The 24,993-nt window shown below is 71.5% G+C and carries 26 protein-coding genes; 15 read left to right on the forward strand and 11 right to left on the reverse strand.

Annotation, left to right across the window (positions count from 1 at the left end):
* Together ACIOD2_RS19735 and ACIOD2_RS19740 are read left to right on the forward strand one after the other, a co-directional pair.
* Window positions 1-711 (forward strand): FadR/GntR family transcriptional regulator, encoded by a 711-nt coding sequence (locus tag ACIOD2_RS19735; RefSeq protein ID WP_400539789.1) that lies wholly within the window; start codon window positions 1-3, stop codon window positions 709-711.
* Window positions 712-1,524 carry a class I SAM-dependent methyltransferase gene (locus tag ACIOD2_RS19740; RefSeq protein ID WP_400539791.1) on the forward strand — a complete coding sequence of 271 codons (813 nt, stop codon included), beginning with the start codon at window positions 712-714 and terminating at the stop codon, window positions 1,522-1,524.
* On the opposite strand, the gene ACIOD2_RS19745 is transcribed toward ACIOD2_RS19740, so the two are convergent.
* Window positions 1,521-2,018 (reverse strand): FBP domain-containing protein, encoded by a 498-nt coding sequence (locus ACIOD2_RS19745; RefSeq protein WP_400539793.1) that lies wholly within the window; start codon window positions 2,016-2,018, stop codon window positions 1,521-1,523. The genes ACIOD2_RS19740 and ACIOD2_RS19745 overlap by 4 nt on opposite strands.
* Before the next feature lie 72 nt (window positions 2,019-2,090).
* Between ACIOD2_RS19745 and ACIOD2_RS19750 the strand changes: the two genes are divergently transcribed.
* Complete coding sequence (locus tag ACIOD2_RS19750) at window positions 2,091-3,587, forward strand: adenylate/guanylate cyclase domain-containing protein (protein ID WP_400539795.1); 1,497 nt, start codon at window positions 2,091-2,093, stop codon at window positions 3,585-3,587.
* Here the strand turns inward: ACIOD2_RS19750 and ACIOD2_RS19755 are convergent.
* Entirely contained in the window at window positions 3,575-4,570 is a 996-nt protein-coding gene (locus ACIOD2_RS19755; RefSeq protein WP_400539797.1) for a beta-ketoacyl-ACP synthase III, read from the reverse strand. The genes ACIOD2_RS19750 and ACIOD2_RS19755 overlap by 13 nt on opposite strands.
* A gap of 215 nt (window positions 4,571-4,785) precedes the next feature.
* On the opposite strand from ACIOD2_RS19755, the gene ACIOD2_RS19760 reads away from it, so the two are divergent.
* The 3 genes from ACIOD2_RS19760 (at window position 4,786) to ACIOD2_RS19770 (ending at window position 7,059) form a co-directional block, all read left to right on the forward strand.
* Window positions 4,786-5,259, forward strand: a complete 474-nt coding sequence (locus ACIOD2_RS19760) for an Lrp/AsnC family transcriptional regulator (protein ID WP_400539799.1) — start codon at window positions 4,786-4,788, stop codon at window positions 5,257-5,259.
* A 41-nt stretch (window positions 5,260-5,300) separates the two neighbouring features.
* A complete protein-coding gene (locus tag ACIOD2_RS19765) occupies window positions 5,301-6,500 on the forward strand; it encodes an MFS transporter (RefSeq protein WP_400539801.1) in 1,200 nt (399 codons plus the stop codon).
* A gap of 154 nt (window positions 6,501-6,654) precedes the next feature.
* Window positions 6,655-7,059 carry an SsgA family sporulation/cell division regulator gene (locus ACIOD2_RS19770; RefSeq protein ID WP_400539803.1) on the forward strand — a complete coding sequence of 135 codons (405 nt, stop codon included), beginning with the start codon at window positions 6,655-6,657 and terminating at the stop codon, window positions 7,057-7,059.
* Between the two features lie 99 nt (window positions 7,060-7,158).
* Here ACIOD2_RS19770 and ACIOD2_RS19775 read toward each other — a convergent pair whose 3' ends face one another.
* Entirely contained in the window at window positions 7,159-8,262 is a 1,104-nt protein-coding gene (locus ACIOD2_RS19775) for a S1 family peptidase (protein ID WP_400539805.1), read from the reverse strand.
* A 448-nt stretch (window positions 8,263-8,710) separates the two neighbouring features.
* On the opposite strand from ACIOD2_RS19775, the gene ACIOD2_RS19780 reads away from it, so the two are divergent.
* Together ACIOD2_RS19780 and ACIOD2_RS19785 are read left to right on the forward strand one after the other, a co-directional pair.
* The gene (locus tag ACIOD2_RS19780) at window positions 8,711-11,611 is read left to right on the forward strand and encodes an ATP-binding protein (RefSeq protein ID WP_400539807.1); all 2,901 of its coding nucleotides are present in this window, start codon (window positions 8,711-8,713) and stop codon (window positions 11,609-11,611) included.
* A 133-nt stretch (window positions 11,612-11,744) separates the two neighbouring features.
* Window positions 11,745-12,353: a hypothetical protein gene (locus tag ACIOD2_RS19785; RefSeq protein WP_400540419.1), complete on the forward strand. Its 609-nt coding sequence runs from the start codon at window positions 11,745-11,747 to the stop codon at window positions 12,351-12,353.
* 34 nt (window positions 12,354-12,387) lie between these two features.
* Here the strand turns inward: ACIOD2_RS19785 and ACIOD2_RS19790 are convergent, their stop codons facing one another.
* The gene (locus ACIOD2_RS19790) at window positions 12,388-13,113 is read right to left on the reverse strand and encodes a G1 family glutamic endopeptidase (RefSeq protein ID WP_400539809.1); all 726 of its coding nucleotides are present in this window, start codon (window positions 13,111-13,113) and stop codon (window positions 12,388-12,390) included.
* A 211-nt stretch (window positions 13,114-13,324) separates the two neighbouring features.
* On the opposite strand from ACIOD2_RS19790, the gene ACIOD2_RS19795 reads away from it, so the two are divergent.
* Window positions 13,325-14,344, forward strand: coding sequence for a LysR family transcriptional regulator (locus tag ACIOD2_RS19795; protein ID WP_400539811.1), 1,020 nt, complete (start codon window positions 13,325-13,327; stop codon window positions 14,342-14,344).
* A 6-nt stretch (window positions 14,345-14,350) separates the two neighbouring features.
* Here ACIOD2_RS19795 and ACIOD2_RS19800 read toward each other — a convergent pair whose 3' ends face one another.
* From ACIOD2_RS19800 to ACIOD2_RS19810, 3 genes are read right to left on the reverse strand one after another with little or no spacing between them, the layout of a single operon-like run.
* Window positions 14,351-15,406 carry an ABC transporter substrate-binding protein gene (locus ACIOD2_RS19800; protein WP_400539813.1) on the reverse strand — a complete coding sequence of 352 codons (1,056 nt, stop codon included), beginning with the start codon at window positions 15,404-15,406 and terminating at the stop codon, window positions 14,351-14,353.
* A 1-nt stretch (window position 15,407) separates the two neighbouring features.
* The gene (locus tag ACIOD2_RS19805) at window positions 15,408-16,289 is read right to left on the reverse strand and encodes an ABC transporter permease (protein WP_400539815.1); all 882 of its coding nucleotides are present in this window, start codon (window positions 16,287-16,289) and stop codon (window positions 15,408-15,410) included.
* Complete coding sequence (locus ACIOD2_RS19810) at window positions 16,279-17,085, reverse strand: ABC transporter ATP-binding protein (RefSeq protein ID WP_400539817.1); 807 nt, start codon at window positions 17,083-17,085, stop codon at window positions 16,279-16,281. The genes ACIOD2_RS19805 and ACIOD2_RS19810 overlap by 11 nt, the downstream gene beginning before the upstream one ends.
* A gap of 190 nt (window positions 17,086-17,275) precedes the next feature.
* Here ACIOD2_RS19810 and ACIOD2_RS19815 point away from each other — a divergent pair, with 190 nt between their 5' ends.
* Window positions 17,276-18,859: an ATP-binding protein gene (locus ACIOD2_RS19815; RefSeq protein WP_400540421.1), complete on the forward strand. Its 1,584-nt coding sequence runs from the start codon at window positions 17,276-17,278 to the stop codon at window positions 18,857-18,859.
* On the forward strand, window positions 18,856-19,515 hold the full coding sequence (locus tag ACIOD2_RS19820; protein WP_400539819.1) for a response regulator: 660 nt from the start codon (window positions 18,856-18,858) through the stop codon (window positions 19,513-19,515). Before ACIOD2_RS19815 ends, ACIOD2_RS19820 begins: the two co-directional genes overlap by 4 nt.
* A gap of 1 nt (window position 19,516) precedes the next feature.
* On the opposite strand, the gene ACIOD2_RS19825 is transcribed toward ACIOD2_RS19820, so the two are convergent.
* Window positions 19,517-20,146, reverse strand: coding sequence for a hypothetical protein (locus ACIOD2_RS19825; protein WP_400539821.1), 630 nt, complete (start codon window positions 20,144-20,146; stop codon window positions 19,517-19,519).
* Window positions 20,147-20,336: 190 nt separating this feature from the next.
* The gene (locus tag ACIOD2_RS19830) at window positions 20,337-21,155 is read right to left on the reverse strand and encodes an SDR family oxidoreductase (protein WP_400539823.1); all 819 of its coding nucleotides are present in this window, start codon (window positions 21,153-21,155) and stop codon (window positions 20,337-20,339) included.
* Between the two features lie 139 nt (window positions 21,156-21,294).
* Between ACIOD2_RS19830 and ACIOD2_RS19835 the strand changes: the two genes are divergently transcribed.
* Together ACIOD2_RS19835 and ACIOD2_RS19840 are read left to right on the forward strand one after the other, a co-directional pair.
* A complete protein-coding gene (locus ACIOD2_RS19835) occupies window positions 21,295-22,092 on the forward strand; it encodes a trypsin-like serine peptidase (RefSeq protein ID WP_400540423.1) in 798 nt (265 codons plus the stop codon).
* A 17-nt stretch (window positions 22,093-22,109) separates the two neighbouring features.
* Entirely contained in the window at window positions 22,110-22,334 is a 225-nt protein-coding gene (locus tag ACIOD2_RS19840; protein WP_400539825.1) for an RNA-binding S4 domain-containing protein, read from the forward strand.
* Here ACIOD2_RS19840 and ACIOD2_RS19845 read toward each other — a convergent pair.
* The gene (locus ACIOD2_RS19845) at window positions 22,331-23,287 is read right to left on the reverse strand and encodes an Ldh family oxidoreductase (protein WP_323328957.1); all 957 of its coding nucleotides are present in this window, start codon (window positions 23,285-23,287) and stop codon (window positions 22,331-22,333) included. The two genes, ACIOD2_RS19840 and ACIOD2_RS19845, sit on opposite strands and share 4 nt — an antisense overlap.
* 102 nt (window positions 23,288-23,389) lie before the next feature.
* Between ACIOD2_RS19845 and ACIOD2_RS19850 the strand changes: the two genes are divergently transcribed.
* Both ACIOD2_RS19850 and ACIOD2_RS19855 read left to right on the forward strand, forming a co-directional pair.
* A complete protein-coding gene (locus ACIOD2_RS19850; RefSeq protein WP_400539827.1) occupies window positions 23,390-23,671 on the forward strand; it encodes a DUF2277 domain-containing protein in 282 nt (93 codons plus the stop codon).
* A 40-nt stretch (window positions 23,672-23,711) separates the two neighbouring features.
* Entirely contained in the window at window positions 23,712-24,548 is an 837-nt protein-coding gene (locus ACIOD2_RS19855; protein ID WP_400539829.1) for a patatin-like phospholipase family protein, read from the forward strand.
* Here the strand turns inward: ACIOD2_RS19855 and ACIOD2_RS19860 are convergent.
* Window positions 24,535-24,930 (reverse strand): hypothetical protein, encoded by a 396-nt coding sequence (locus ACIOD2_RS19860; RefSeq protein ID WP_400539831.1) that lies wholly within the window; start codon window positions 24,928-24,930, stop codon window positions 24,535-24,537. The two genes, ACIOD2_RS19855 and ACIOD2_RS19860, sit on opposite strands and share 14 nt — an antisense overlap.
* Between the last annotated feature and the right edge of the window lie 63 nt (window positions 24,931-24,993).

The raw sequence follows: 24,993 nt of genomic DNA on the forward strand, positions 1-24,993 counted from the left end.
GTGCGGCAGGATGGGGCCGTGGGCGAGGACACCGAGCAGGTCTGGAGCGCGACCGTCGACCACCTGCGCGCGATGATCGACTCCGGCGAGCTGGCGCCCGGTTCGCGGCTGCCCGCCGAGCGCGTCCTGTGCGAGGAGCTGGGCATCAGCCGCGGGTCGCTACGGCAGGCGCTGCGCGTGCTCGACTCCATCGGTTACGTCCAGATCCGCGCCGGCTCCGGCACCTACGTCGCCGAGCAGCGCGAGCAGCCGCTGAGCACCTGGTTCACCGAGCACGACCAGCTCGTCGAGAAGCTGTTCGACCTGCGCGCGACCGTCGAGCCGACGCTGGCCGACCGGCTCGCGCGCCACGCGACGGCCAAGGTCGTCAGCCGCCTCGAGGACAACGTCGCGGAGATGGCGCAGGCCGCCGCGGACGGCGACATGCTGCGCGTCATCGCCACCGACGCCGAGTTCCACCGGGTGATCGCGCAGAACGCGGGCAACGACGACGTCGCCGGGCTGCTGCGGTCGGTCCTCGCGCTGGTCGGCGAGGAGCGGCGGGCCGCGCTGCGGCTGCCGGGGCAGATCCGCAAGGCCGTCGACGACCACCGCGCGATCCTCGACGCGATCCGCCGCTCGGATCCGGCCGAAGCCCGTGAACGCACCCTCAAGCACCTGGTGGACGCGAAGACGTACGCGCACGACTTCGCCGCGCACCCGGAGGACTGAATGGAAAAGGTTCACTTCACCGAAGAAAAGGCCACCATGCTGGCCACCCTCTACGGCCGCGCGCTCGACAGCCGCGAGGCGAACCCGGTGCTGGGCGACCGCGCCGCGGACGAGGCCGTCCGGCAGATCGACTACGACTTCACCAAGCTCGGCATGACCCGCGACGCCGCGGTGAGCGTCGTCCTGCGGGCCAAGCCGATCGACGAATGGGCCGCGGAGTACCTCGCCGCGCACCCGGACGCGATCGTGCTGCACCTGGGCTGCGGCATGGACACGCGGTTCCAGCGCCTCGCGCCGCCGGAGACCGTGCACTGGTACGACGTCGACTACCCCGAGGTCGTCGACCTGCGCGAGAAGCTCTACCCGGCGGCGCCGAACCACACGAACATCGGCACGTCCGTCGTCGACTTCGGCTGGCTCGACCAGGTGCCGTCGGACCGTCCCGCGCTGATCGTCGCCGAGGGCCTGACCATGTACCTGACGGCCGGCCAGGGCACCGAGCTGGTCCGCCGGCTGGTCGCGAAGTTCCCCTCCGGCGAGCTGATCTGCGACCTGTTCAGCAAGCTGGGGATCAAGGCGCAGAAGCTCAACACGCCGGTCCGCAAGTCGGGCGCGACCCTGATCTGGGGTGTCGACGACCCGCGCGAGCTGGAGCGCCACGGCCTGACGCTGGTGTCCTCTTTGGACGCTGGCCACTGGACGACCCCGGAGGTCATGGCCCGGGTCCGGCCGATCACGCGCCTGCAGCTGCGGATGCTGAAGTACTTCCCGCCGCTGGCGAAGATGGCGCACATCGTCCGGTACCGCTTCTAACGGGACTCGAGCACCCGCGCGACGAACTTGTGCACCTTCTCCTCGAGCCGCGCGAGACGCTCTTCCAGCGTGATCGTCTCGAACGGCTGCGGCACGTCGGACTTCAGCTCGCCGCGCACGTACTGGCAGCAGCCGAGGTTGCCGCAGGCGTAGACGCCCAGCGTGTTGCCCTCGCGGCCGAGCTTCCCGGCGCGCTTGCCGGAGAACAGCGTGACGTCGGCCAGGCCGTGGGTCGTGGTGCAGAAGCCGCAGATGCTGCTGCGCAGCCGTGACTTCGGCGACGGCGCGGCCCGCAGCGCGAGACCGACGACCTCGCCGTCGTAGGGCAGCACGAGGTAGGCGCGCCCCGGTGCCTTGGGGTCGCGCCAGCCCAGGAACTCCCGCCGGTCCCACGGGATCTCCTCGGGCCGGGCGGGCAGCGTCACGCCCTTGGCCTCACCGCGGGTGCAGTTGACGAACGAGGCCCGGATCTCCTCCTGGCCGAGTGGCTCCATGATCGGCACCGTAACCGGCGGTGCGGCGCTGCGGCCACGCCTTTTACCGCCGCACCCCATACGATCGACGCCGTGCGCAAGAGCGGCGGGAGGTTCCGGATCGTGCTGCGCACGAGCCTGGGCTTCGCCGGGCTGGGGCTCGGCTCCAGCGTCGCCGGGTCGGGGGTCGTCGCGCTGCTCCTGCTGCTCCAGGGCTTGCCCAACGACGTCGGGGACCGCGGCTGGATCCTCGGGCTCACCGCGGCCGGGATCGTCGCCGTCTCGCTGCTCGCCGGGACCGTGTGGACGGCCTGGCTGCAGCGGCGGACCGCGATCTGGTTCGTGCTCGGGCGCCCGCCCGCCGAAAGCGAGGCCAGGCGTGCACTGCGGCTGCCCGTCGACATGGCCGTCGTCAGCGGGACGCTCTGGCTGATCGGGACCACCGTCCTGGGCGTGCTGGCCGGCGTGCTCGGCTCGGCGGCGGACGCGGCCGCGATGGCCACGACCATCGGGCTCGGCGGCCTGACCACCGTCGGGCTCACCTACCTGGCCGCCGAGTGGGTCGCGCGGCCGGTGATGACGATCGCGCTCGACGTCGTGCCGCCGCGCGGCTCGCTGCCGGTGACCGTGCTGACCCGGCTGATCGTGACGTGGGCGCTGACCTGCGGCGTTCCCCTGGTCGGCGTGCTGCTCGTCGCGACCCCGCCGGACCTCGGCTCGGGTGACCACACCGCGAGCCTGATCATGCTGTCGGTCATCGGCCTGGTCGTCGGCGCGCTCGGCACCGGCCTGCTGGCCCGGGCGGTCGCCGCGCCGCTGCACCGGCTGCGCGTGGCGCTCGACAAGATCGCGCGCGGGGACAACGAGGTCGTCGTCGACGTCGACGACTCCAGCGAGATCGGGCTGCTCCAGACGTCGGTGAACCAGCTCGCCGCCGGGCTGCGGGAGCAGGCGCGGATGCGGGACCTGTTCGGCAGGCACGTCGGCGCCGAGGTCGCCCGGCACGCGCTGGAGTACGGCGCGTCGCTGTCCGGCGACGTCCGCGACGTGACGGCGTTGTTCGTCGACGTCGTCGACTCGACCGCGCTCGCCTACCGGACGCCGCCACAGGAGCTGGTCGGGAAGCTGAACCGGCTGTTCGCCGTCGTCGTCACCGCGGTGAACGCGCGCGGCGGGCTGGTCAACAAGTTCCAGGGCGACGCCGCGCTGTGCATCTTCGGCGCCCCGACGCGCCTGTCGGACGCGCCGACCGCCGCGCTGGCCGCGGCCCGCGCGATCCGGGACGCCGTGCGCGAGACCGGCGAGCTCGACCTCGGCATCGGCGTCTCGAGCGGCCCGGTGTTCGCCGGGCAGCTCGGCAGCAGCAGCCGCCTCGAGTACACCGTGATCGGGGACGCCGTGAACGAGGCCGCGCGGCTCACCGAGCTGGCCAAGGCGACGCCGTCACGGATCCTCGCGAGCGACGCCGCCGTCTCCGGCGCGCTGCAGGGCGAGCGGGCGTTCTGGGTCGAGCACGGCGAGCTCGAGCTGCGGGGCCGCCAGGAGCCGACGCCGACTTGGACAGCCGGCCCGCAACCTCAGGACAGCTGACCCAGATCCGGCCAGCGCAGCACCGTCGAGCCCCAGGTCAGGCCCGCGCCGAACGCGCTGAGCAGGACGCGGTTGCCGGGCGCGAGCGTGCCGTCGCGCCGGGCGTCGTCCAGCGCGAGCGGGATGGACGCGGCGCTGGTGTTGCCGACGCGGTCGATGTTGGCGACCACGGCGTCGGCGGGCATGCCGAGCTGCTTCGCCGTCGCCTGCAGGATCCGGATGTTCGCCTGGTGCCCGACGAAGCGGTCGACGTCGCCGACCATCCAGCCCGCGCGCTCCAGGACCGTCCGCGACGACTCGGCCATGCGCGCGCAGGCGTGCCGGAACACCGCGGTGCCCTGCATCGCGAGGAAGCGGTCACCCGGGTCGTCGGAGAGACGGCGACGCGAGCCGCCGGCCTCGACCCACAGCAGGTCGGCGTGCTCCCCCTCGCTGTGCAGGTCGAACGGCCCGAGCGCGCCGGGCTCGTCGGCGTCGCCGGCCCGCAGGACCACCGCGCCCGCGCCGTCGCCGAAGATCGGGACGGTGGTGCGGTCCTCCGGGTCGATGAGCGTGGTGAAGGTGTCGGCGCCGATCACGAGCACCCGCTCGGCGAGCCCGCCCGCGATGAAGCCCGCGGCGGTGGCCAGGGCGTAGACGAACCCGCTGCACACGGCGTTGACGTCGAACGCCGCGGCCGTGCCGAGCCCGAGCCGGGCGGCGACCTGCGGCGCACTGGCCGGGCAGGGCTGGTCGGGCGTGGAGGTGGCGAGCACGACCATGTCGGCACCGCCGTCCGTGGAGGCCAGCGCCTTGCGGCCCGCCCCGACGGCGAGGTCCACAGTGGACTCCCCGGGGCCGATGACGCGACGCTCGCGGATGCCCGTGCGGGTGCGGATCCACTCGTCCGAGGTGTCGAGCCGGGCGGCGATCTCGTGGTTGTCCAGGACTTTTGTCGGCAACCACGAACCGATTCCGGTCAACACGGCGGCAGGTGCGGGCACGGGAGAGCCTCCCCACGCCGGCGGGTTGGCGGAGACGTCCGGCTGGTCTCTCCACTTGTATGGGCTACCCCCTGGTAGACCGGTCAGTTGTGTTCCAGGTCACTGAAAAAGTTGTTTCATCTTCCCGGCGTCCGGAGTAGTGAGCGCCGTCACGAGCGAGTGAGCCGTCGGAGAACTCGCGGCGAATCGTCGGTGGTCCCGGTTAGCCTGCTGAGGTGCAGACTCCCGACCTCGACCAGCTGGACATCGCCATCCTCGCCTGCCTCCAGGCGGACGCCCGCACCATCGCCGAGACGATCGGCGCGAAGGTCGGCCTCTCGGCCGCGGCGGTGCAACGGCGGATCAAGCGGCTGCGCGAGGCGGGCGTCATCGAGCGTGAGGTGGCCGTGCTGTCGCCGCAGGCGCTCGGGCTGAGCATGACGTTCGTGGTCATGGTCGAGATGGAGCGGGAGAACCTCGCCGTCCTGGACGCGTTCCGCCGCCAGGTCCTCGGCGACGACTGCGTCCAGCAGTGCTACTACGTCACGGGCAGCGCCGACTTCGTGCTGATCGTGACGTGCCCGGACATGGCCGGCTTCGAGGCGTTCACCCGGCGGATGTTCTTCGACAACCCGAACGTCCGGCACTTCACCACGAGCGTGGCGATGGACCGGGTCAAGGTGGGCCTCAACCTGCCGCTGGGCCCGTAGGCGGGCCGATATCCTGAAGCGCTGTCCACCTGGGGGAAAGCATGCTTCGGAATCGTCGGATCTTCCTGGTCGCGACCCTGATCGACGCGCTCGGCAGCGGGCTCTGGGGTCCGTTCGCCCTGCTCTTCCTGGTGCACGCCCAGGGCCTCGGCCTGCTCGACGCGGGCACGTCGCTCAGCACCGGCGCGCTGCTCGCGCTCGTCTCCGGCCCGGCGACCGGCGCCGCGATGGACCGGTTCGGGCCGCGGGCGCTGCTCATCACCGGCAACCTGGTGCGGCTCGTCGCGTTCTGCGCGTACCCGCTGGTGCACACCGGCTGGCAGGTGATCGTGGTCTCGGTCGTCGCCGGGGTGGGCGACCGGCTGTTCTGGACGTGCAACGCGCCGATGGTCGGCCGGCTCACCGAGGGCCGGGACACCGACCGCGTGCTGGCCACCCAGACCGCCGGGCGGTTCGCCGGCGCGGGGATCGGCGCCGGCGCGATCGCCGTGCTGCCCGCGATCACCAGCCCGTGGGCCTTCCACCTGCTGGCGTACGTCAACGCGGCGAGCTTCGCCGTCGCGGCCGTCCTGATCCGGCTGCTGCCGCGGGCCGAAGCCCACGCGGACCGGCCGTCGGGTAGCTGGCGGGCGGTGCTCGGCGACCGGCCGTTCACCGGCTTTTGCGTCACCCACATGGCTTTCACGCTCGCCAGCGCGAGCAAGTTCGCGGTGCTGCCGATCATCGTCCACGACCTGCTGCACGGTCCACAGTGGATCGCCGGGACGGCCATCACGCTCGGCACGGTGGCCGTCGTGCCGGGGCAGCGCCCGATCGTCGCGTTGCTGGCCGGGCGCAGCCGGACGGCCGGGCTGATCGGGGCCGCGACGATCTTCGCGGCCTGCTTCGGGCTGCTGATTCCACTGGACGCGGTTTCGCTGCCGGTGGCGACCGGCTTGATCCTCTTCACGAGCCTCGGCTTCTCGATCGCGGAGGCGATGTTCGGCCCGACCGCCACCGCGGCGGCCGCCGCGGCCGCCCCGCCGGGTGCCGAAGGACGGGCGAGCGCGATCTTCCAGCTCTCCTGGGGCCTCCCGATCGCACTCGCCCCGGGCCTGCTCGCCGCCCTGCTCAGCGCCGGCAACGCCCTGACGTGGTCGGTACTGGCCCTGACCTGCGCGGCAGCCGTCCCAGCCCTGCTCGTCCTGCGCCGGAAACTGCCGGAAGCGCTGCGCGAGCCGTCACCATCAGTCGTGGCCTGAACGCAAGGGGTATGTGCCCGGCGTTACACCACAATGGACGGATGCAACCGATCAAGTGAACGTGAGAGTTTCTCCGTCATGACCGTAGGCCCAGGTCATCTCCTCCTCGAACAGTTCGCGCCGCGCGAACCACCGCGAGACTCCAGGAGGGGCCGTGCACACCGAAGCCGTACACCAGAGCCAGTTCGTGGTGCTGAACGAGAGCACCACGCCCGTCCTGTCCCGCCTCTCCTTCCACGCGGAAGAGCCGTTCGCGGCCACCGTGGCGTTCCGGACCGAGCGCGGCCGGTGGATCGAGTGGACGTTCGCCCGTGACCTCCTCGTCGAGGGCCTGGACGAGCCGGCCGGCCTCGGCGACGTCCGCGTCCGCCCGGACCTGTCCGAGGACGACGACTTCCTGACCCTCGAAATCGAGTCACCGGACGGCTATGCGTCGTTCGAGCTGGAGCGTGAAGACATCCGGACGTTCCTCGAGGCGTCCTACGAGCTGGTGCCGCTCGGCGAAGAGAGCGCGCACTTCGACGTCGACGGGCTGATCGAGGAGATCAGCAACGTCTGACCCCTGAAACCTCCCATTCCCGCGGCGAGGAACGAAGGGCGGGTTTCGGCAGCGCTGGAGGCTGCCGAAACCCGCCCTTTCGCTGTTTCAGAAGACAGATCAGCCGAGCCGCAGCGTGGTGCCGGTCGCCGAGAGCGCCGCGCCGATCGGGAAGAAGTACGTCACGGTCGTGTTGCCGCCGGACAGGATGCCCTGCGCCGAGTTGCCGGCGATGAAGCCGCCGCCCGAGTCACCCGCGGCCGAACGGACGTTGGTCGCGGTCATGCCGTTGACCGTGCCCTCGGCGTAGCGGACGCTCTGGTTCTTGGCGCCGACCGTGCCGCAGGTCCAGCCGGTGGTCGAGCCGGCCTTGCAGACCGAGGTGCCGGTCGCCGCGTTCGACGAGCCGCGCACCGCGGTGCCGTTGTTCATCTGGCCGACCGGGGTCCAGCTGCTGTTCGTCCGGACCGAGGCGTAGTCGCTGCCCGGGAACCGGTAGGTGCCCCACGAGCCGAGCGCGGCGCCGTTGGACCCGGTCAGCGCGCCGCCGCCGGTGAGCGCGGCGCAGTGCCCGGCGGTGAGGAAGCCGGTGGTCGTCGAGAACCCGACCGAGCAGCGCGACGAGCCGCCGATGTAGTAGGCGTCACCACCGCGGATGTTGGCGTACAGGGAAGGCTTCGCCGTCGTCTCGAGGATCGTGATCGACGACTTGTCCACACCGGACTTCGCGATGAACGTGTCGGCCGCGCTGTTGTGGCCCTGCAGCACGGTCATCGTGACGCGGTTGGTGGTGGAATCCACGCCCCAGCCGGTGATCGAGGCGGGCGCCGAGCGGTCGGCCGCGTTCAGGGTGTCCACAGTGGAGTCGAGCTGGCGCGCGCTGAACTTCACGAGCTCGGCTTCCGCGCCCGCTTCGCGGATCTTGCCCAGCAGGGCGGCGTTCGTCGTCTCGACGTGCGCCTTGCCCGTCGTGGCGTTGTAGGTGACGCCGCCGAGTGCGTCGCCGAGGGTCGCGGAAACGGCTTCCGAGACCTTGTTCGCGACGTCCTCGCTCTTCAGCCGGGCCACCGCCTGGTCGTGGGTCAGGCCGAGGTCGCGCTGCATCGCGGGCACGATGTCGGGGTTCAGCAGGTCCTGGCCGGACGCGGGAACGGCGATCGCGGCGAGCGCGCCCGTCGTCATCACGGCTACGGCAGCGGCACCGAAGAGTCTGGCGATCTTCATGCTTCTCCCTAGTGGTGGTTACGCGCGGCTCCCCACCGGCCACGCAGAGGAACTCCCCCGGCAGAGCGTCCCCGTTGTGGGCGTTACGGTGCAATCCGGGCACCGAGCGAATGGGTATACGCATTCACCTCGGACGTATCCCCTGCTCCAGGCGGCCCCAAGAGGGTTGTGTCACCCGGTCGGACAGGTCCGTAAGTAGGGTTTCCGCGAACTACTTTCGGTAGTCGGCGCCCCTCCCGGAACGCGTTAACCACTGCCGGAACGCCTGAGCCGCCGACGTTTCCGGCGCGCGGCGACGCGGGACCGGCGATTCCACCGGCGAACCGGTGACAGCCGGTAGGCAGACGTGCGAGCACGGTACCGACCACCTATTCGGTTAAAGGTTTACGGACCGTTGAGCGCTGCTTAGGCTCCGCGCACAGCCCCCGGTGTGCGTCGAGGAGGTCATATGTGGCTGACCGCGCCCCGCCCCACCTCCGTCTCCGTCCGGTCCGGACCGGCCCGCCTGACCGGCCGCGACGCCGAGCTCGACGCCGTCGCCGGCGTGCTCCGGCAGCGCCCGGCCGCCGTGGTGATCGAGGGTGAGCCCGGCATGGGCCGCACCCGCCTGCTCGCCGAGATCGCGCGACGCCCCGAGTTCGACGGCGGCCGCGTGCTCGGCGGCGCCTGCCAGCCACTGCGGGAACCCTTTCCCTACGGCCCGATCCTGGACGCGCTGCGGTCCGCGGGCGACGCGCCGCTCGGCCCGCTCAGCCCGGTCGCGGGTGTGCTGCGGCCGCTGCTGCCCGAGCTCGCGGAAGCGCTTCCCCCGCGGCCCGAGCCGCTGGCCGACCCGGTCGCCGAGCGCCACCGCGTGTTCCGCGCGGTGCGGGAGCTGCTGACCGCGTGCGGGCCCGCGCTCGTGCTGATCGACGACCTGCAGTGGGCCGACGAGGACACCCTCGACCTCCTGCGGTTCCTCGCCGGGTCGATGCCGCCCGAGCTGGCCGTGGTCGTCACCCACCGGTCCGCCCCCGACGCCCGGCCCGGTCCGCCCTTCCGCACCGGGCCCGACGTGCACACCGCGCGCGTCGCGCTGGGCGCGCTCGACGTCGCCGCGGTGCGTGAGCTCGCCGTCGAACTCCTCGAACTGCCCCGCGTCACGGCCGAGTTCGCCGCGAAGCTGCACGAGTGCACGGCCGGGATCCCGTTCGTCGTCGAAGAAACCCTGCGCGCCCTGCGAGACGCGGCCGAACGGCTCCCGGTCGGCGAAGTCCTCTCCGACCGGTTGCTGGAGAACCTCGAAGTCCCGGTGCTGCTGCGGGAAGCCGTCACCGAACGGCTTTCCGGACTGCCCGAGCCGGCGGTGCGGCTGGCCGGCGCCGCCGCGGTGCTCGGGGTCGGCGCCGAAGCCGGGGTGCTCGGCGAACTGGCCGGGCTGTCCGACGACGACCTGCGCACGGCGTTGCTCGCCACGCTGTCCGCCGGGGTGCTCGGCGAGGCCGGCGACAGCAAGTACGCCTTCCGGCATCCGCTGGCGCGCAAGGCGGTCTACGACACGGTGACCGGACCGGAACGCGCGCTGCTGCACGCGCAGGCGATCCGGGTGCTCGCCGCGCAGCCGTCACCCCCGCTCACGTTGCTCGCCCGGCACTCCCGCGCGGCGGGCCGCGTCGACCAGTGGCGCCACTACGCCGAAGCCGCGGCCGACGAGGCGATCGCCCGCGGCGAGACGTCCCGCGCGATCGACCTCCTGCAGTCGGTGCTGGCCGAGCCTGGCCCGGCGCAGTCCGACGTCGGGCGTGTGGCGGGAAAGCTGAGCCAGGTCGCGCTGCGAGGTTTCCGCCCGGACGTCATCGGCACGCTGGAGCACGTCCTCGAAGAGGTGGCGCTGCCGCCGTCGGTGCGCGGCTCGATCCGGTTGAGCCTCGGCATGCTGCTGGTCCGGACCATTGGGCAGCTCGGCCGCGGCCGCCTGGAGGTCGAGCGCGCGGTCGGCGAGCTGGTCGATCGGCCCGACCTGGCCGCGCGCGGGATCACCCTGCTCGCCCAGCCGATCGACGGGCTGACGCCGGTGTCCTGGCACGAGCTCTGGCGCGCCCGCGCGGGTGAGGTGTACGACCGACTCGAGGACCCCGAGCTGCGGCTGGCCCTGACGGCCGACCGGATCGCGGCCGCTTCGCACGTCGGCGACGGCTCGGCGTGGACCGAGTTCGAGGCGATGTCGGACACCGTCGGCACGGTCGCCGAGCGCGTCCAGCTGGCCCGGCTGTGGTGCAACCTCGCCGACGGGCAGGCGTGGGCCGGCTACCTCGACCGGGCGCAGCGGCTGGTGACCGAAGGCGTCCGGCGCGCGACCGACGCGGGCGCGCTGTACGCGATCGGCCTGATCCAGGGCACCCGCGTCCGGCTGGACTGGGTGCGCGGGCAGTGGGCCGGCCTCGCCGAAACCGCCGAGCAGCTGCGCGACAGCTATCCGGAGCTGGGCCCGATCGTCATGGAGTCGTCGCTGGTGCTCGGCGGGCTCGCCGCCGTCCGCGGGGAGTTCGCGGCCGCGCAGCGGCACCTGACCGCGGCGGGCGTGCACGCGCCGGACCAGGGCCCGATCCCGGTGGTGCTGTCGGCCGCGGGCGTGCTGATCAGCGTCCGCCTCGCGACCGACGACGTCGACGGCGCGTGCGCGGTGGCCGACACGGCGGTGGCCGCGGCCGGGCGCAAGGGCGTCTGGATCTGGGCGGCCGCGCTGGTCCCGGCGGCGGCGCAGGCGTACGCGCGGGCCGGGCGCTGGCCGGAGGCGGACAGCGTGGTGGAAGCGTTTGCGCGGGGCATCGAAGGCCGGGACGCACCGTTCGCGACGGCCGCACTCGTGGCCGGCCGGGCCGTGCTGCTCGAAGCCCGCGGCAAGCACCTGGCCGCGGCCGCGCTGTTCGACGAAGCCGCGGCGGGCTACGGGGCGTTGCCGATGCCCTACCCGGCGACGGCCACGCGGGAGCGGGCCGCGATGTGCCGCCTCGCCGCCGGCAACCGGGACGCAGTGGACGAGCTGACCGCGGCGGCCGAGGCGTACGAGCAGCTCGGCGCCACCCGCGACGCCGGGCGTTGCCGTCACCAGCTGCGTGAGCACGGCGCGTGGGCGCCTTCCCAACGCGGGCGGCGGGGTTACGGCAGTGAGCTGTCCCCGCGCGAGCGCGAAGTGGCACGGATGCTCGCCGAGGGCCGGACCAACCGCGAGATCGCGGACGGCTTGTTCCTGTCGCCGCGCACGGTCGAGCAGCACGTCGCGAAGGTGCTGCGGAAGCTCGGCGCGCGCTCCCGCACGGACGTCGCGCGCAAGATGCCCGCGGACGTGACGACCGCGCCCGCGGGCTGAGCACGCCGAGGTCGGCTTCGCGCTGTGGTGCTCGCTGGCGGGGCGACCGTGATCGACCTACCGTGACCCGGTGACCGAAGAGGCTGTTCCCGCATGGCGCCGCCGGACCGCCGGTGAGACGCGCTGGCCCGCGATGGGCGTCGTCGTGGCCACGCTCGCCCTGCAGCTGGCCCTGCCGGGCGAGGTCGCGGTGCGGCCGTGGTGGCTGCTGCCTTCGCTGTCGGCGTTGCTCGTGGGCTCGTTGCTGCTGGTCAACCCGGGCAAGATGGACCACTTCAGCGCCGTCGAGCGGGTGATCTCGCTGCTCGTGGTGGCCGCGGTGACGCTGGTCAACGGCGGGTCGGCGGTGCTGCTGGTCTACGGCATCGCCACCGCGACGCTCACCGCCCCGGCGGGCGCGGTCCTGCTCAGCGGCGGCATCGTCTACTGGACGAACATCGTGGCCTTTTCGCTCTGGTACTGGGAGTTCGACCGCGGTGGCCCCGGTCGGCGGGCGCTGGGCCGCCACGTGTTCCCGGACCTGCAGTTCCCGCAGATGGCCGACCCGGACCTGGCGAAGCTGGACTGGGAACCGTCCTATTTGGACTACCTGTACTTCTCGTTCACCAACGCGGCGGCGTTCAGCCCGACCGACGTCCTGCCGCTGCGGATCTGGGCGAAGATGACGATGATGCTGCAGGCCGCGATCTCCCTGGTGCTGGCCCTGATGGTGGTTTCCTGGGCGATCAACAACCTGAAGTGACGCCCCCGGCGGACCGGGGGCGTCACTTCGGCGGTCAGCGGCGGGCGATGGTGAAGCTCTGGCCGTCCGAGCCGATCGCGCCCGGGGTCCAGGTGCCGGTGCCGCGGTCGTCGGCGCTCAGCGCGGACGGGCTGGTCGAGGCCAGGTTCGTCCCGTTGAACTTGACGCCGGTGAACTTGATGCCGCCGGAGATCGTCGGGTAGGAGTCGGTCGGGGACTCGATGATCGCCTCCGCCGACGCGTGCTTCGAGGTCAGGGTCTTGGTGGTGGTCTTCGTCCAGCCCTTGGTGGAGTCGGTGAGGTCCAGCTTGTACGTGTTGGTCGCGGTCCGCGTCACGGTCGCGGTGATCTTGTCGCCCGCGCCGACCGACACGTTGTAGTACACCGGCGCGGCCGGGTACATCTCGTACCAGGCCGAATACACCGCACGGCCGCTGGAGCAGTCCGTCTCGACGCCGGTCTGCTCCACAGTGGACGATCCGTCGCCGTCGATGCCGACCCACGGGGCGAACAGGTCGTTGCTGGAGCGGCACGTCACGGTCGGTTCGGTCCAGCTCGCCGTGGCCGTGGTGAAGCTGCCGAAGCTGACGTAGCCACCCCAGTTGCCCCCGGCGAACTGGTGCCCATGGAAGTGCACATCAAAACCGTGCGCCCCGTACTCGACCGCGGCGTGGGCCGGGCCGGCCATCGCCAGTCCGGCGGCCGCGGCGGCGGCCACCGTGAGCACGCGGACAGCACGCGAAGAAACGAATCTGGTCATGACGGAGACTCCGTTCACAGGGTGGGGACCCGGGAAAGCCGTGGGACCAGTGTTGAATCCGCGACAACCGGAAGGTAGCTACTTTCGAAGGGTCTTCACATTCCGGGAACGAATCACGATATTTGCCGGATTTACTCCGAAATGGACGAAAAGAGACTCTTCAATCCCGCGCAGTCGCCACAACCCTCTGTTGTGCGGCTACCGTGTCCGCGTGGACCTCGACGCGGTGCGGACCTTCCTCGCGGTCTGTTCGGGAGGCCAGTTCCAGAGCGCGGCCGACGAGCTCGGCATCACCCAGCAGGCGGTCTCGAAACGCATCGGCGCGCTCGAGCGCAAGCTCGGCGTGACCCTCTTCGCCCGCGGGCCCCGCGGTGCCACGCTGACCGTGGACGGTGCGGCGTTCCTGCCACACGCTCGAGAGCTTCTCCGGGCTGAAGACCGGGCCCTCGCATCGGTGATGCCCGGCCGGCGCGCGCTCAGGGTCGACGTGCGCAACCGGCGGACGGCGCCTGCCACGCTGCTGCACGCCTTCTACCAGCAACACCGCGAGCTCGACCTGGACGTCGTCGCCTTGCCCGACCTCGACCTCGAGGCGGCGCTCACCGCCGTCGCGAGCGGCACCGTCGACGCCACGTTCCGGGGCCTGACCGATGCGAAGAAACAACTCGCGGGTACCGGACTTTCGAGCGCCCTGGTCATCGAGGACCGCCATGAGCTCCTGGTCGGCCCGAACCACCCGCTTGCCGACGCCTCTTCCGTTACGCCACACCAACTCGCGGACCACCGGATCTGGATGCCGGGCCTGCCGCGCGGGGACGAGGTCGCCACCTACTACGACGAACTCGCCACCGCCTTCGGGATCACCATCGACGTCCTGGGTCCCGCCTTCGGAGCCGAAGTGCTGCTGACCGAGATCGCCGAGTCTCCGACATTGGCGAACCTCATCGGCGAAGGCTCCCGCTACCTGTGGCCCGCGCACTACGACCTTCGCCGGATCCCGATCGTCGACCCCACCCCGGTCTTCCCGCTCTGGGTCGTCTGGCGCACCGACAACCAGCGCGCCGACCTCGCCGAGCTGCTCGCCTACCTCGAAACCGATCTGGCCGGCCGGCGAACCGGTAACACCTGGCTCCCGTCGTGGGCTTGCGACGAACGAAAGACCCGTGAAGGCCTCCGCGGGGGAAGAGGCCTTCACGGGTCCATGGAGCTCACCAACCGCCCGGTCAGGTGAGCGGGGCTACTGGGCGGCCTGCGCGTGCGCCGTGTCCACGAACTTCGTGGTGTACGTCTTCGACAGGTCGATCTTGTCCTTCTTCGGCTTGACGTTGCTGGACGAGTCACCCAGCACCTTCAGGACGTTCTGCGCGCCCGCCTCGTCCATCCGGCCGTCCTTGGTGAACATCGGCAGGCTGTCCTTGAGCGACTTCACGTACAGCGCCTTGTCCCCGCCGGCGAACGACGGCGGCATGATCGCCGCGACGTCCTCCGGGGTGTGCTTCGAAAGCCAATTCAGGGACGCGACATAGGCATTCGCGAGTTTCTGCACGATGTCGGGATAACGCTCGACGATGGTGCAGCTCATGTACAACGAGCTCGCCGGGTACAACCCACCCAAAGCGGCTTTGGTGCCCTCGACCGTGCGCATGTCGTAAAGCACCTTCGCCTGGCCGGTGTTCGTCAGCTGCGCGATCGTCGGGTCGGTCGTCATCCCGGCGTCGATCGTGCCCTGGTTCAGCGCGGTGATGAACGTTTGCCCGGCGCCCGCCTTGTACGGCGTGTAGTCCTTCGAGCTGACGCCGCCGCGCTGCGCGAGCGCCTTGGTCAGGAAGTCGGTCGACGAGCCGAGCGACGTCACGCCGAGCGTGCGGCCCTTGAAGTCCTTGCCGGACTTGACCTCGCCGGCCTTGGCCGTGGCGACCATCTCCGCCTCACCCGGCACGTTCGCGAACTGCACCACGCTCTGGATGCACTGCTCCTTGGCCTGCAGGTCGATCGTGTGGTCGTAGAACCCGACCACCCCCTGCACCTCGCCGGCCAGCAGCGACGTCTCCGCGTTGGCCCCGGACGGCTGGTCGAACAGCTCGACGTCGACGCCCTGCTTCTGGTACTCGCCGAGCTGCTGCGCGAGCTGCGCCGGCAGGTAGATCACCTTGGACAGGCCGCCGACCATGATCTTGACGTGCGGCCGGCCGCCGTCCCCGAAGTCGATCGAGCGCGAGTCGCGGCAGGCGGTCACCCCGCCCGCGGTGACGGCCAGCGCGGCCGCGATCGTGAGTGTCCTCTTGAGACGCATGTCAGATCCCCTGCGCCTGGGAGCCGACGTTCGGCCGCCAGCGCAGCAGGCGGCGTTCCAGGGTGCCGATGCCCCATTCGGCCAGCAGCGCGACGACGGTGATGATCAGCATCCCGGCGTACACCCCGGCGGTGTCGAACGTGCCCTGCGCGTTGCTGATCAGGAAGCCCATGCCGGCCTTGGCGCCGGTGTACTCGCCGACCACCGCGCCGATCAGCGCGAAGCCGAACGCGACGTGCAGCGAGGAGAGGATCCAGGACGTCGCGCTGGGCAGCACGATCGACTTCAGCACCTGGCCGCGCGTCGCGCCCAGGATGCGGGCGTTGTCGATCAGGTTGCGGTCCACCTCGCGAGCACCGGTGAAGGCGTTGAAGAACACCGCGAAGAACACGAGCACGACGACGGTCGCGACCTTCGACGACAGCCCGAGCCCGAACCAGATCACGAACAGCGCGGCGAGCACGATGCGCGGCAGGGCGTTGGCGGCCTTGATGAACGGCGCGAGCACCTGCGCGAAGTACTCACTGCGGCCCAGGATGACCCCGAGCACGACCCCGGCGATCGCGCCGATGACGAAGCCCAGCAAGGCTTCCTCGACGGTGGTGAAGATGTTGTACCAGATCGAGCCGAAGTCGGTCCCGGTGCTGAACCACTCGACCAGCCGCTGCCAGATGTTCGACGGCTTCGAGTAGAAGAACGGGTCGATCCAGTACGTCGCGGTCAGCTCCCAGCTGCCCAGCCAGACGACCACGATCGCCAGGCGCAGCAGCCAGATGTTGCGCTTGCGGCGCGAAGAAGCCTGCTTCGCGCGGGCCATGATGTCCTGCTCGGTCTCCAGGACCGGCAACGGGTTCGTGTTCACCGCCGGGGTGTCAAGCGACATTGCTCGCTCCCTTCTCGCGGGCCTTGTCGACCTCGCTGCGCAGCGATTCCCAGATGTCGGCGTACAGCTTGCGGAACTCCTCGGTGAGCCGCAGCTCCTCGACCTTGCGCGGCCGCTCCAGGGGAATCTCGAAGACGTCCTTCACGGTGGCCGGCGACGACGTCAGCACGACGACCTTGTCCGCCAGCGCGATCGCCTCGTCCAGGTCGTGGGTCACGAAGATCACCGCGGCCCCCGAACCGGACCACAGCCGCAGCAGCTCGTCCTGCATGAGCGCGCGGGTCTGCACGTCCAGCGCCGAGAACGGCTCGTCCATCAGCATGATCTTCGGCTTGGTGACGAGCGTCTGGGCCAGCGCGACGCGCTTGCGCATGCCGCCGGAGAGCTGGTGGGGGTAGTACTTCTCGAACCCGGCCAGCCCGACGCGGCCGATCCAGTCGGCGGCCTGCGCGCGGGCCTCGGCCTTCGGCACCCCGCGGAAGCGCGGCCCCGACGCGACGTTGTCCAGCACCGAGCGCCACGGCATCACGGCGTCGGTCTGGAACATGTAGCCGACACCGTCCGGAATGGACTTCACGTCGGTGCCGTTCACCTGCACCCGCCCCGCGGACGGCGGCTGGAGCCCGGAGACCAGCGAGAGCGTCGTCGACTTGCCGCAGCCGGTGGGGCCGACGACGGCGACGAACTCGCCGGGCTGGACGGTCATGGTCAGGTCGCGGACGGCCGTGTGCACGGAACCGGACCCGCTCGGGAACCGTTTGGTGGCTCCGGTGAGTTCGATCAGTGGGGGAACCATGGGGAGGTGACTCCTTCGTCACGTGGTGGGGATCACGCTGGAAGGCACGTTAAGTACGCGTGGCGGTCAGGTGAAGCTTGTCGACGTTCTGCGTCGCCGCCGCGCGTTATGCATGTTTTGCTCATTTAGCGCATGCCCGTGAGCTGGGGGTATGTTCCCAGCCATGCCAAAGTGGGCGCTCTTCCCGCGGATGCGGTTCAGCAGGCAGGTGCTGCTGCTGCAGATCGGCGTGGTCGTCCTCGTCGTCGGGCTCGGCGTCGCGCTGGTCAGCGTGCTGCTGCAACGGACCCTCACCGACCAGTACGGCCAGCGGGCCCTGGCCATCGCGAAGTCGATGGCGGCGGACCCGGTCGTGGTCACCGAAACCACCGCGAAGGTCCCGGGTGGCGCGCTGCAGGAGCGGGCCCTCGCGGTGCGGGAGCGGACCGACGCGCTGTTCGTCGTGATCACCGACGACAACAGCATCCGGCTCGCGCACCCGACGGCGACCGAGATCGGCAAGCGCGTCAGCACGTCGGCGGACCGGGCCCTCGCCGGGTTCGACGAGGTCAGCGCCGTGCAGAGCGGCACGCTCGGGCTGTCGGTCCGCAGCAAGACGCCGATCTGGACCGCCGATCACCGGCGCGTGGTCGGCGAGGTGAGCGTCGGGTTCGACGTCGCCGACCCGACCGGCGCGTTCAACCGGCTCCTGGTGATCACGCTGATCTTCGCGGGCGGCGCGCTACTGCTCGGCGCGGGCGCGTCCGCCCTGCTCAACCGGCGGCTGCGGCGCGTCACGCACGGCCTCGAGCCGCACGAGCTCACCGAGCTGCTCTACGAACGCGAAGCCGTGCTGCACGGGATCGGCGAGGGCGTGCTGGCCGTCGACGAGGCGAACCGCGTCTCGGTGCGCAACGGCGAGGCCGAGCGCCTGCTCGGCACCGAGCTCCCGATCGGCGCGGCGATGGCCGAGCTCGAGCTTTCGCCGCGCGTGCACAAGGCCGTCGCCGAAGGGCGGCCGGTGGACAACCTGCTGGCCGTGGCCGGGAACCGCGTCCTGGTGATCAACTCGCGCGCGGTGCGCCTGGACGACCGGCCGATCGGCACCGTGCTGACCTTCCGCGACCGCACCGACCTCGACACGCTCACCCGCGAGCTGGACGGCATCCGCTCCCTGTCCGACGGCCTGCGCGCGCAACGCCACGAGTTCGCGAACCGGCTGCACACGCTCTACGGGCTGCTGCAGCTCGGCCACCACACCGAGGCCGTCGAATACCTGCAGACGCTCACGGACTCGCCGTCGGCGCACCCCAGTGAGCTGGGCGACGCCGTCGCCGACCCGTACCTGCAGGCGCTGCTGGTCGCGAAAACCGAGCAGGCGCAGGAAAAGGGCCTCACGCTCAAGCTGGCCGACGACACCTGGGTGCCGGCGGCGGTGACCGACCCGATCGCCGCCAACACCGTGATCGGCAACCTCGTCGACAACGCGCTGCACGCCGCGCGGATGGGCCCGCGACGCCCGGCGACCGTCGAGATCGGCCTGCTCACCGACGGCACCACGCTGCACGTGTCCGTTGTGGACAGTGGGCCGGGCGTGCCGGCCGACCTGCGCCGGACGTTGTTCGACGAAGGCGTCTCGACGAAGATCGCACCCGGGCACGGACTCGGGCTCGCCCTGGCCCGCCAGGCCGCGCGGGCGCGCGGCGGCGACGTCTGGCTGGCCGACCCCGGCGAAGGCGAGGCGGGCGCGCTGTTCGTCGCCAAACTGCCCGGAATGCTGACGGAGGACGGATGATCCGCACGCTCATCGTGGACGACGACTTCCGGGTCGCCGGCGTGCACGCCGGGTTCGTCGAGGAGGTCGACGGCTTCGCGGTCGTCGGCACCGCGCACACCGCGGCCGAGGCGCGGGCCCGGGTGCGCGAGCTGACCCCCGACCTGGTGCTGCTCGACGTCTACCTGCCCGACGAGTCCGGCCTCGTGGTGCTGCCGGAGCTGCAGACCGACACCATCGTGCTGTCCGCGGCGACCGACAGCGCGTCGGTGGCCGCGGCGATCCGGGCCGGCGCGCTGAACTACCTGATCAAGCCGTTCACCACGCGGCAGCTGGCCGAGCGGCTGACGTCGTACGCGCGGTTCCGCGGCCTGCTCGCCGAAGGGCGCGCCTTCGCCCAGGACGACGTCGACCGCGCGTACCGGGTGCTGCACGACCAGGACCGGACGTCCGCGCCGAAGGGCCAGTCGACGGCGACGTCACGGCTGGTCTCGGAGCAGCTGCGGCGTGCGGGGCGGCCGCTGTCGGCGGCGGAGGTCGCCGGTGAGCTGGGCATGGCGCGCGCGACGGCGCAGCGGTACCTGACGGCGCTGGCCGAGTCGGGCACGGTGCAGATGCGGCTGCGCTACGGCGCCACCGGCCGTCCGGAGCACGAATACCGCTGGTCCGGCGCCTGACTCAGCGCCCGGAGCCGTACTGGTACTGCTGCATCATGCTCTCCGCCGCGTTCACCCACTGCTGGACCGGGTTGGTGGTCGACGGCGGCGTGGTCGACGGCGGGAGGTCGACACGCGGCACGTCCTCTTCCGCGGGTGCCTTCTTCGCCAGGCCCTTCGCCTGCACCTGAACGCGTTTCGGCGTTTCCTGCTTCGCCGGCACCGGTACATAGACGGTGGTCGGCGGCGGTGCGACGGCCGGCGCCTGGGGCTGCGGTTGTGGTTGCGGCGCGGGGGCGGCCGCGACGGCGGGCCGCGGGTCCACCTGCGCGACGTCGTCGGGCGGTGTCTGCGTGAACATGCTCCCGCCCAGCAGGCCGCCGGCGACCCAGCCGGCCGCGACGAGCAGCACCGCGGCGCCGCTGCCGAGCCAGGTGCGGGCGCGGCGGCGGATCACCACGGACTTCTCGCGCAGGTCCCGGTCGCACACCGGCGGCCGGGTGTAGATCGGCTCGGCGAGCTCGGGCAGGTCGTCGTCCGTGCGGCGCCGCTTGGGCAGGCTGGCCGCGATGATGCCGGTGCGATCCAGCAGCTCGACCGCCGCGGGTTCGCTGGACGAACGGGTCGCACTGCGCTGTGCGGTGCGCGGCATCAGGACCTCCGGTAAGGGGCTCGCGGACCCCACGCATTCTGGACCATTTCAGACGGCCTTGTCAGAAACGCAACTCCATTGAGTGACGCGTTGACGATCTTCGCAGGCCGCGAAGAGTGATCCAGAGTGGCCCAGGTCTCCTTCCCGGACCAGAGCGTTCGCCCGAAAGTCGCAAGCGGAGAAAAGAGTTTCAGCTTTTCATCTGTTTCAGGCCCAGTCGCGCGAGGACGGCGAGCGGCCGCTGGTAGGCGGAACCGAGCACCCGCGGGATGGCGTCGATCACGTACGCGTCCGGTCCGATGAGGACCCTCGCGGACTTGCGCTCGATCCCGCGCAGGATCGTCAGTGCGGCCTTCTCCGGCGTGGTCTGCGCGATCCGCTCGAAGCCCGCCGCGGCCTGCTCCTGATCACCGTCGCCGCCTCGCGAGTTGCGCACGATGTTGGTTTTGATCCCACCGGGGTGCACGCAGCTGACACCGACCGGGTGGCGCGCGATCAGCATTTCCTCGCGCAGTGCTTCGGTGAATCCGCGGACCGCGAACTTCGCCGCGTTGTACGCGCTCTGCGTCGGGACGCCGACGAAGCCGAACACGCTGGAAATGTTCACGACGTGCCCGTCGCCGGAGGCGATCAGGTGCGGCAGGAACGCCTTCGTGCCATTCACGACACCGCCGAGGTTCACGCCCATCAGCCAGTCGAAATCCTCGAAGGTCATCTCTTCGACGGTGGCGCCGAGCGCGACACCGGCGTTGTTCACGACGACGTTGGCCCCGCCGAAGTCGCGCACGACCTCCTCGGCGTGCGCGAGCACGGCGGCCCGGTCGGCGACGTCGAGCGTGTACGCACGCGCGTTCTCGCCGGCCAGCTTCGCCGTCTCCTCCGCGTTCGCGGTGTCGACGTCGGAGAGCGCGACCCGCGCGCCCCGCCGGGCGAACTCCAGCGCCAGCGCCCGGCCGATCCCCGACCCCGCCCCGGTGATCACCGCGACCTTGTCCGCGAACTGCTTCATCGGCCCTCCCGCCTGTTAGGTGTTACTCCCGAGTTACGGATATTAGCGGCTGTGAGCTTGCTGTGGGTGTGCTGATTGTGTCGGAGTGACGCCCTATGGTGATCTGGACGAGTCCGGGGGTGACAGCGGCGAGGAGGCGATGCACGTGCGGCGGCCCGCCGTCCTGCTCTCCCTCGCCGCCGTCCTGCTGCTCGGCGCGTCCTTCGTCGTGGTCGTGATGGCCCGCCGTCCCCAGTCCGCGGGCGCGACCACGCCTTCGCTCGAAGCGACCCCGGCCTCGACCGTCGACCTGCCCGCGGTGTCCAGCCCCGCGGTCGGCGCCCTGTTCGTCGACGGCGCGCACTACTGCACGGCGAGCGTCGTCCACAGCCAGCAGGGTGACGTGCTGCTGACCGCGGCCCACTGCATCCACGACGGTGAGGGCGGCGACTACCTCACCGGCGTCACCTTCGCGCCCGCCTACCACGACGGTGTCGCGCCGTTCGGCTTCTGGACGGTGTCCGACGAGCTCGTCGCCGGCGGCTGGAGCGATGCGTCGGACCAGGACCTCGACGTCGGCTTCGCCACCGCGCACCAGGCGGGCACCACGCAGTCCCTGGAGAGCCTGGTCGGCGCGAACACCCTGGTCACCGGCGGAGCGTTCGAGCAGGCGATCACGCTGACCGGCTATCCGGACGACTCCGAGACCCCCGCGGTCTGCCAGAACACGACCAGCCGGCAGGACACCTACCAGCTCAAGGTGGACTGCGCGGGCTTCCCGACCGGCACCAGCGGCGGGCCGTGGGTGGTCGGCCAGGACCCGCGGACCCGGCTCGGCACCGTCGTCGGCGTCATCGGCGGCTTCGAGTACGGCGGCGACGATCCCGACACGTCGTACTCGAGCTACTTCGACACGGACGTCCAAGCGCTCTACCGGCAGACGGCCGCCCGCACCTGAACCGGCATGATGCGGGTATGACCGACCCCGTCGACGTACCCATCAGCGGCGAGCCGATCCGGCTCGGCCAGTTCCTCAAGCTCGCCGGCCTCGCCGAAGACGGCTCCCACGCCAAGGACCTGATCGACGCCGAGGAGGTCACGGTCAACGGCGAGGTGGAGACCCGCCGCGGCCGCCAGCTGACCGACGGCGACGTCGTGGCCGTCGGCCCCGACCGCGGCAAGGTCGTCCTGGTCCACTAACCCACGTTGGTGAGCGGCGGCAGCCCGATCGACGCGGCCAGGGCGTCCAGCTCGCGGCGCACCGGGCCGGCCAGCGGGACGCCCAGCGCCCGGCACTGCTCGAGGTGCTGGGCCTCGCGCCAGCCGGGGTAGCGGATCGGGGCACCGCCCTCCCAGCCGAGCATGCTGCCGAACAGCGCGCTCGCCGCGCGGTAGAAGCCGTCGGCGCTGCGCAACGTCGTCGGCGCGATGGCCATCACCAGCAGCCCGGTGTCGTGCTCGTGGTCGGCGACGCCGGAGAGCACCCCGGCGAGGACCTCGACCAGCAGCGTGAACCCGGCGGCGGCCTCCTGGCCGGGGTGGTCCATGTCGAAGACGAACTCCGGGTACGCGCCACCCGGCGCGGCCATGCCCAGCGGGTTCATCGGCTGGCCGGGTTCACCGCCGGCCGCCAGCACCAGCCCGATCATCGCGTGCGGCAGCGCCCGGGCCGCGTGGTGGCCGGCCCGGCCGAACGGCCCGACCCCGCGCAGCGAAATCATGCCGACGCCGAAGCGCCCGGCCCGCGTCACCGCGCGGTCCATCGCGTCGCCGACGGCCCAGAGGCCGGACGCGCGCCGGTAGTCGAGCAACGCCGCGGCGCCGCGGTCGGCGATCATCAGCGGCTCGGCGTGCGGCACGACGTGGCCGTCCTTGAGCAACGGCAGGTGGGTCCGGGTCAGCTCGGCGACGCCGGTCCCCGGGGAACCGGTCAGATCGCCGTGGCAGAGCGCTTCGGCGGCGATGCGGGCCCGCGCTTCCGGGAAACCGTGGGCGGCGAAGACGTGTGCCACGAGGGTGACCAGCTCGTCGGCCCGCACGCGGGGCCAGGCCTGTTCCGGGATCGGGGTTTCCGGCTTCTTGACGTGGACGCTTTCTTCGAGGATGCCGGGTTCGGGGCGGGCGGAACGGAAGGGACGCGGTCTGAGGGGCACTTCCCCGACCTTGCCCAAGCGCGGGCAGCAGCGTCAACGAGGTCGGCGACAGCCAACCCGACCGTGTGATCCGGACCTCCGAAGAGTCGTACCCTGGGCGGCATGTGCCGAAACATCACCACCCTCCGGGGACTCCAGCCGTCCGCGACGGACGAGGAGATCGAGGCCGCGGCCCGTCAGTACGTCCGCAAGGTGACCGGTGTGCAGTCGCTGTCGGACGCCACGCGCGAGCCGTTCGAAGCGGCCGTCGCGGAGATCACCGAAATCACCACGAAGCTGCTGCAGCAGCTGCCCGAACGCCGTCAGCCGCCGGCGACCGTGCCGCCGCTGCGCCGGCCGGAGGTGCGGGCGCGGATCGCCGCTAAGCAGCTGCGCCAGCCCTGATTCCACGGAATTGTCGGTGGGTCCCGTTAGGGTTCCCGGCATGAGCGGACAGGCTTTGGTGCTGGGTGGCGGCGGGGTCGCCGGGATCGCGTGGACGACGGGACTGCTGGCCGGGCTGGCCGAGCGCGGGCAGGACCTGACCGGCGCGGATCTGATCGTCGGCACGTCGGCGGGCGCGACGGTCGCGGCGCAGATCACCAGCGGCGTCGCGCTGGCGGACCTCTTCGCGCGCCAGGCCGACCCGGCGCGGCAGACCCCGGAGATCCCGGCCGAGATCGACATGGAGAAGTTCGTCGCGGACTTCGGCGCCGTGTTCGCGGACGCCGGCTCGCCCGCCCAGGTGCGCCAACGGGTCGGCGAGATGGCGCTAGCGGCCGAAACGGTGCCCGAAGCGGACCGCCTCGCGGTGATCGCCGCGCGGCTGCCGTCCCACGACTGGCCGGCCCAGCGCATCGTCCTGGTGGCGGTCGACGCGGAAACGGGCGAACCACGGCTGCTCGACCGCGAGTCCGGAGTGCCGCTGGTGGACGCGGTGGCGGCGAGCTGCGCGGTCCCGGGCATCTGGCCCCCGGTCACGATCGACGGCCGCCGCTACATCGACGGCGGCGTCCGCGGCGAGAACGCGGACTACGCGGCGAGCGCCACCCGCGTCACCGTGATCGCGCCGATGGGCCTCGAATCGCCGCTGCCCGGGGAGAAAGCGCTCCTCGCCGTGCTGGAGGACCTGCGAGCGGCGGGCGCGGAGATCGCGGCGCTCAGCCCGGACGAAGCCTCGGTGGCGGCGATCGGCCAGAACCCGCTGGACCCGTCGACCCGCACCCCGGCCGCAGAGGCAGGCCGGACCCAGGGCGCGGCTTTGACGCTCACCTGGAGCTAGCGTCCGCACGGCGGTGTCGCACGAAGGTGCCGACCCCGCCTCCCAAGCCGAGCAGGACCACCACGCCGCCGACCGCCATCGTCGTCTCGTGGGAAACGCCGTGGTCGAGCGCGGCCCGGTGCTCACCGGGCCACACCCGGACCCGGACCGCGCTGCCGGTGACGAGCCCCTTGCTCGGCCGGACGGTCGCCGTCGTGGTCCGCCCGTCGGGTCCGGCGAAGTCAACGTCAACGGTCTGGCTCCGGCCGACGGCGACGATCCGTCCCGGGAAGACCCCGGCCGAGCGGTTCTCGTCCGCTCGCGCCCTCGCGCTCAGCACGATCATCACCAGGCCGCCGAGCACAACCACCACGGGCACCAGGTAACTCAGCCGTCTCACCATGTCCCGAGCACGCCCCGGGCCGGGCTCAGGTTGCCGCGAAAGACCGTCGGCTACCCTCGTCAG

The sequence above is a fragment of the Amycolatopsis sp. NPDC088138 genome (genome assembly GCF_044741685.1).
Taxonomy (GTDB): Bacteria; Actinomycetota; Actinomycetes; order Mycobacteriales; family Pseudonocardiaceae; genus Amycolatopsis.

Excerpts from the sequence above, each read along its gene's own strand:
- ACIOD2_RS19775 (WP_400539805.1), bottom strand. The coding sequence starts at position 8,262 with ATGAAGATCGCCAGACTCTTCGGTGCCGCTGCCGTAGCCGTGATGACG.
- ACIOD2_RS19740 (WP_400539791.1), top strand. The coding sequence starts at position 712 with ATGGAAAAGGTTCACTTCACCGAAGAAAAGGCCACCATGCTGGCCACC.
- ACIOD2_RS19805 (WP_400539815.1), bottom strand. The coding sequence starts at position 16,289 with ATGTCGCTTGACACCCCGGCGGTGAACACGAACCCGTTGCCGGTCCTG.
- ACIOD2_RS19840 (WP_400539825.1), top strand. The coding sequence starts at position 22,110 with ATGACCGACCCCGTCGACGTACCCATCAGCGGCGAGCCGATCCGGCTC.
- ACIOD2_RS19850 (WP_400539827.1), top strand. The coding sequence starts at position 23,390 with ATGTGCCGAAACATCACCACCCTCCGGGGACTCCAGCCGTCCGCGACG.
- ACIOD2_RS19825 (WP_400539821.1), bottom strand. The coding sequence starts at position 20,146 with ATGCCGCGCACCGCACAGCGCAGTGCGACCCGTTCGTCCAGCGAACCC.
- ACIOD2_RS19800 (WP_400539813.1), bottom strand. The coding sequence starts at position 15,406 with ATGCGTCTCAAGAGGACACTCACGATCGCGGCCGCGCTGGCCGTCACC.
- ACIOD2_RS19745 (WP_400539793.1), bottom strand. The coding sequence starts at position 2,018 with ATGGAGCCACTCGGCCAGGAGGAGATCCGGGCCTCGTTCGTCAACTGC.
- ACIOD2_RS19790 (WP_400539809.1), bottom strand. The coding sequence starts at position 13,113 with ATGACCAGATTCGTTTCTTCGCGTGCTGTCCGCGTGCTCACGGTGGCC.
- ACIOD2_RS19855 (WP_400539829.1), top strand. The coding sequence starts at position 23,712 with ATGAGCGGACAGGCTTTGGTGCTGGGTGGCGGCGGGGTCGCCGGGATC.
- ACIOD2_RS19810 (WP_400539817.1), bottom strand. The coding sequence starts at position 17,085 with ATGGTTCCCCCACTGATCGAACTCACCGGAGCCACCAAACGGTTCCCG.
- ACIOD2_RS19830 (WP_400539823.1), bottom strand. The coding sequence starts at position 21,155 with ATGAAGCAGTTCGCGGACAAGGTCGCGGTGATCACCGGGGCGGGGTCG.
- ACIOD2_RS19820 (WP_400539819.1), top strand. The coding sequence starts at position 18,856 with ATGATCCGCACGCTCATCGTGGACGACGACTTCCGGGTCGCCGGCGTG.
- ACIOD2_RS19765 (WP_400539801.1), top strand. The coding sequence starts at position 5,301 with ATGCTTCGGAATCGTCGGATCTTCCTGGTCGCGACCCTGATCGACGCG.
- ACIOD2_RS19815 (WP_400540421.1), top strand. The coding sequence starts at position 17,276 with ATGCGGTTCAGCAGGCAGGTGCTGCTGCTGCAGATCGGCGTGGTCGTC.
- ACIOD2_RS19785 (WP_400540419.1), top strand. The coding sequence starts at position 11,745 with ATGGGCGTCGTCGTGGCCACGCTCGCCCTGCAGCTGGCCCTGCCGGGC.
- ACIOD2_RS19835 (WP_400540423.1), top strand. The coding sequence starts at position 21,295 with ATGCACGTGCGGCGGCCCGCCGTCCTGCTCTCCCTCGCCGCCGTCCTG.
- ACIOD2_RS19860 (WP_400539831.1), bottom strand. The coding sequence starts at position 24,930 with ATGGTGAGACGGCTGAGTTACCTGGTGCCCGTGGTGGTTGTGCTCGGC.
- ACIOD2_RS19780 (WP_400539807.1), top strand. The coding sequence starts at position 8,711 with ATGTGGCTGACCGCGCCCCGCCCCACCTCCGTCTCCGTCCGGTCCGGA.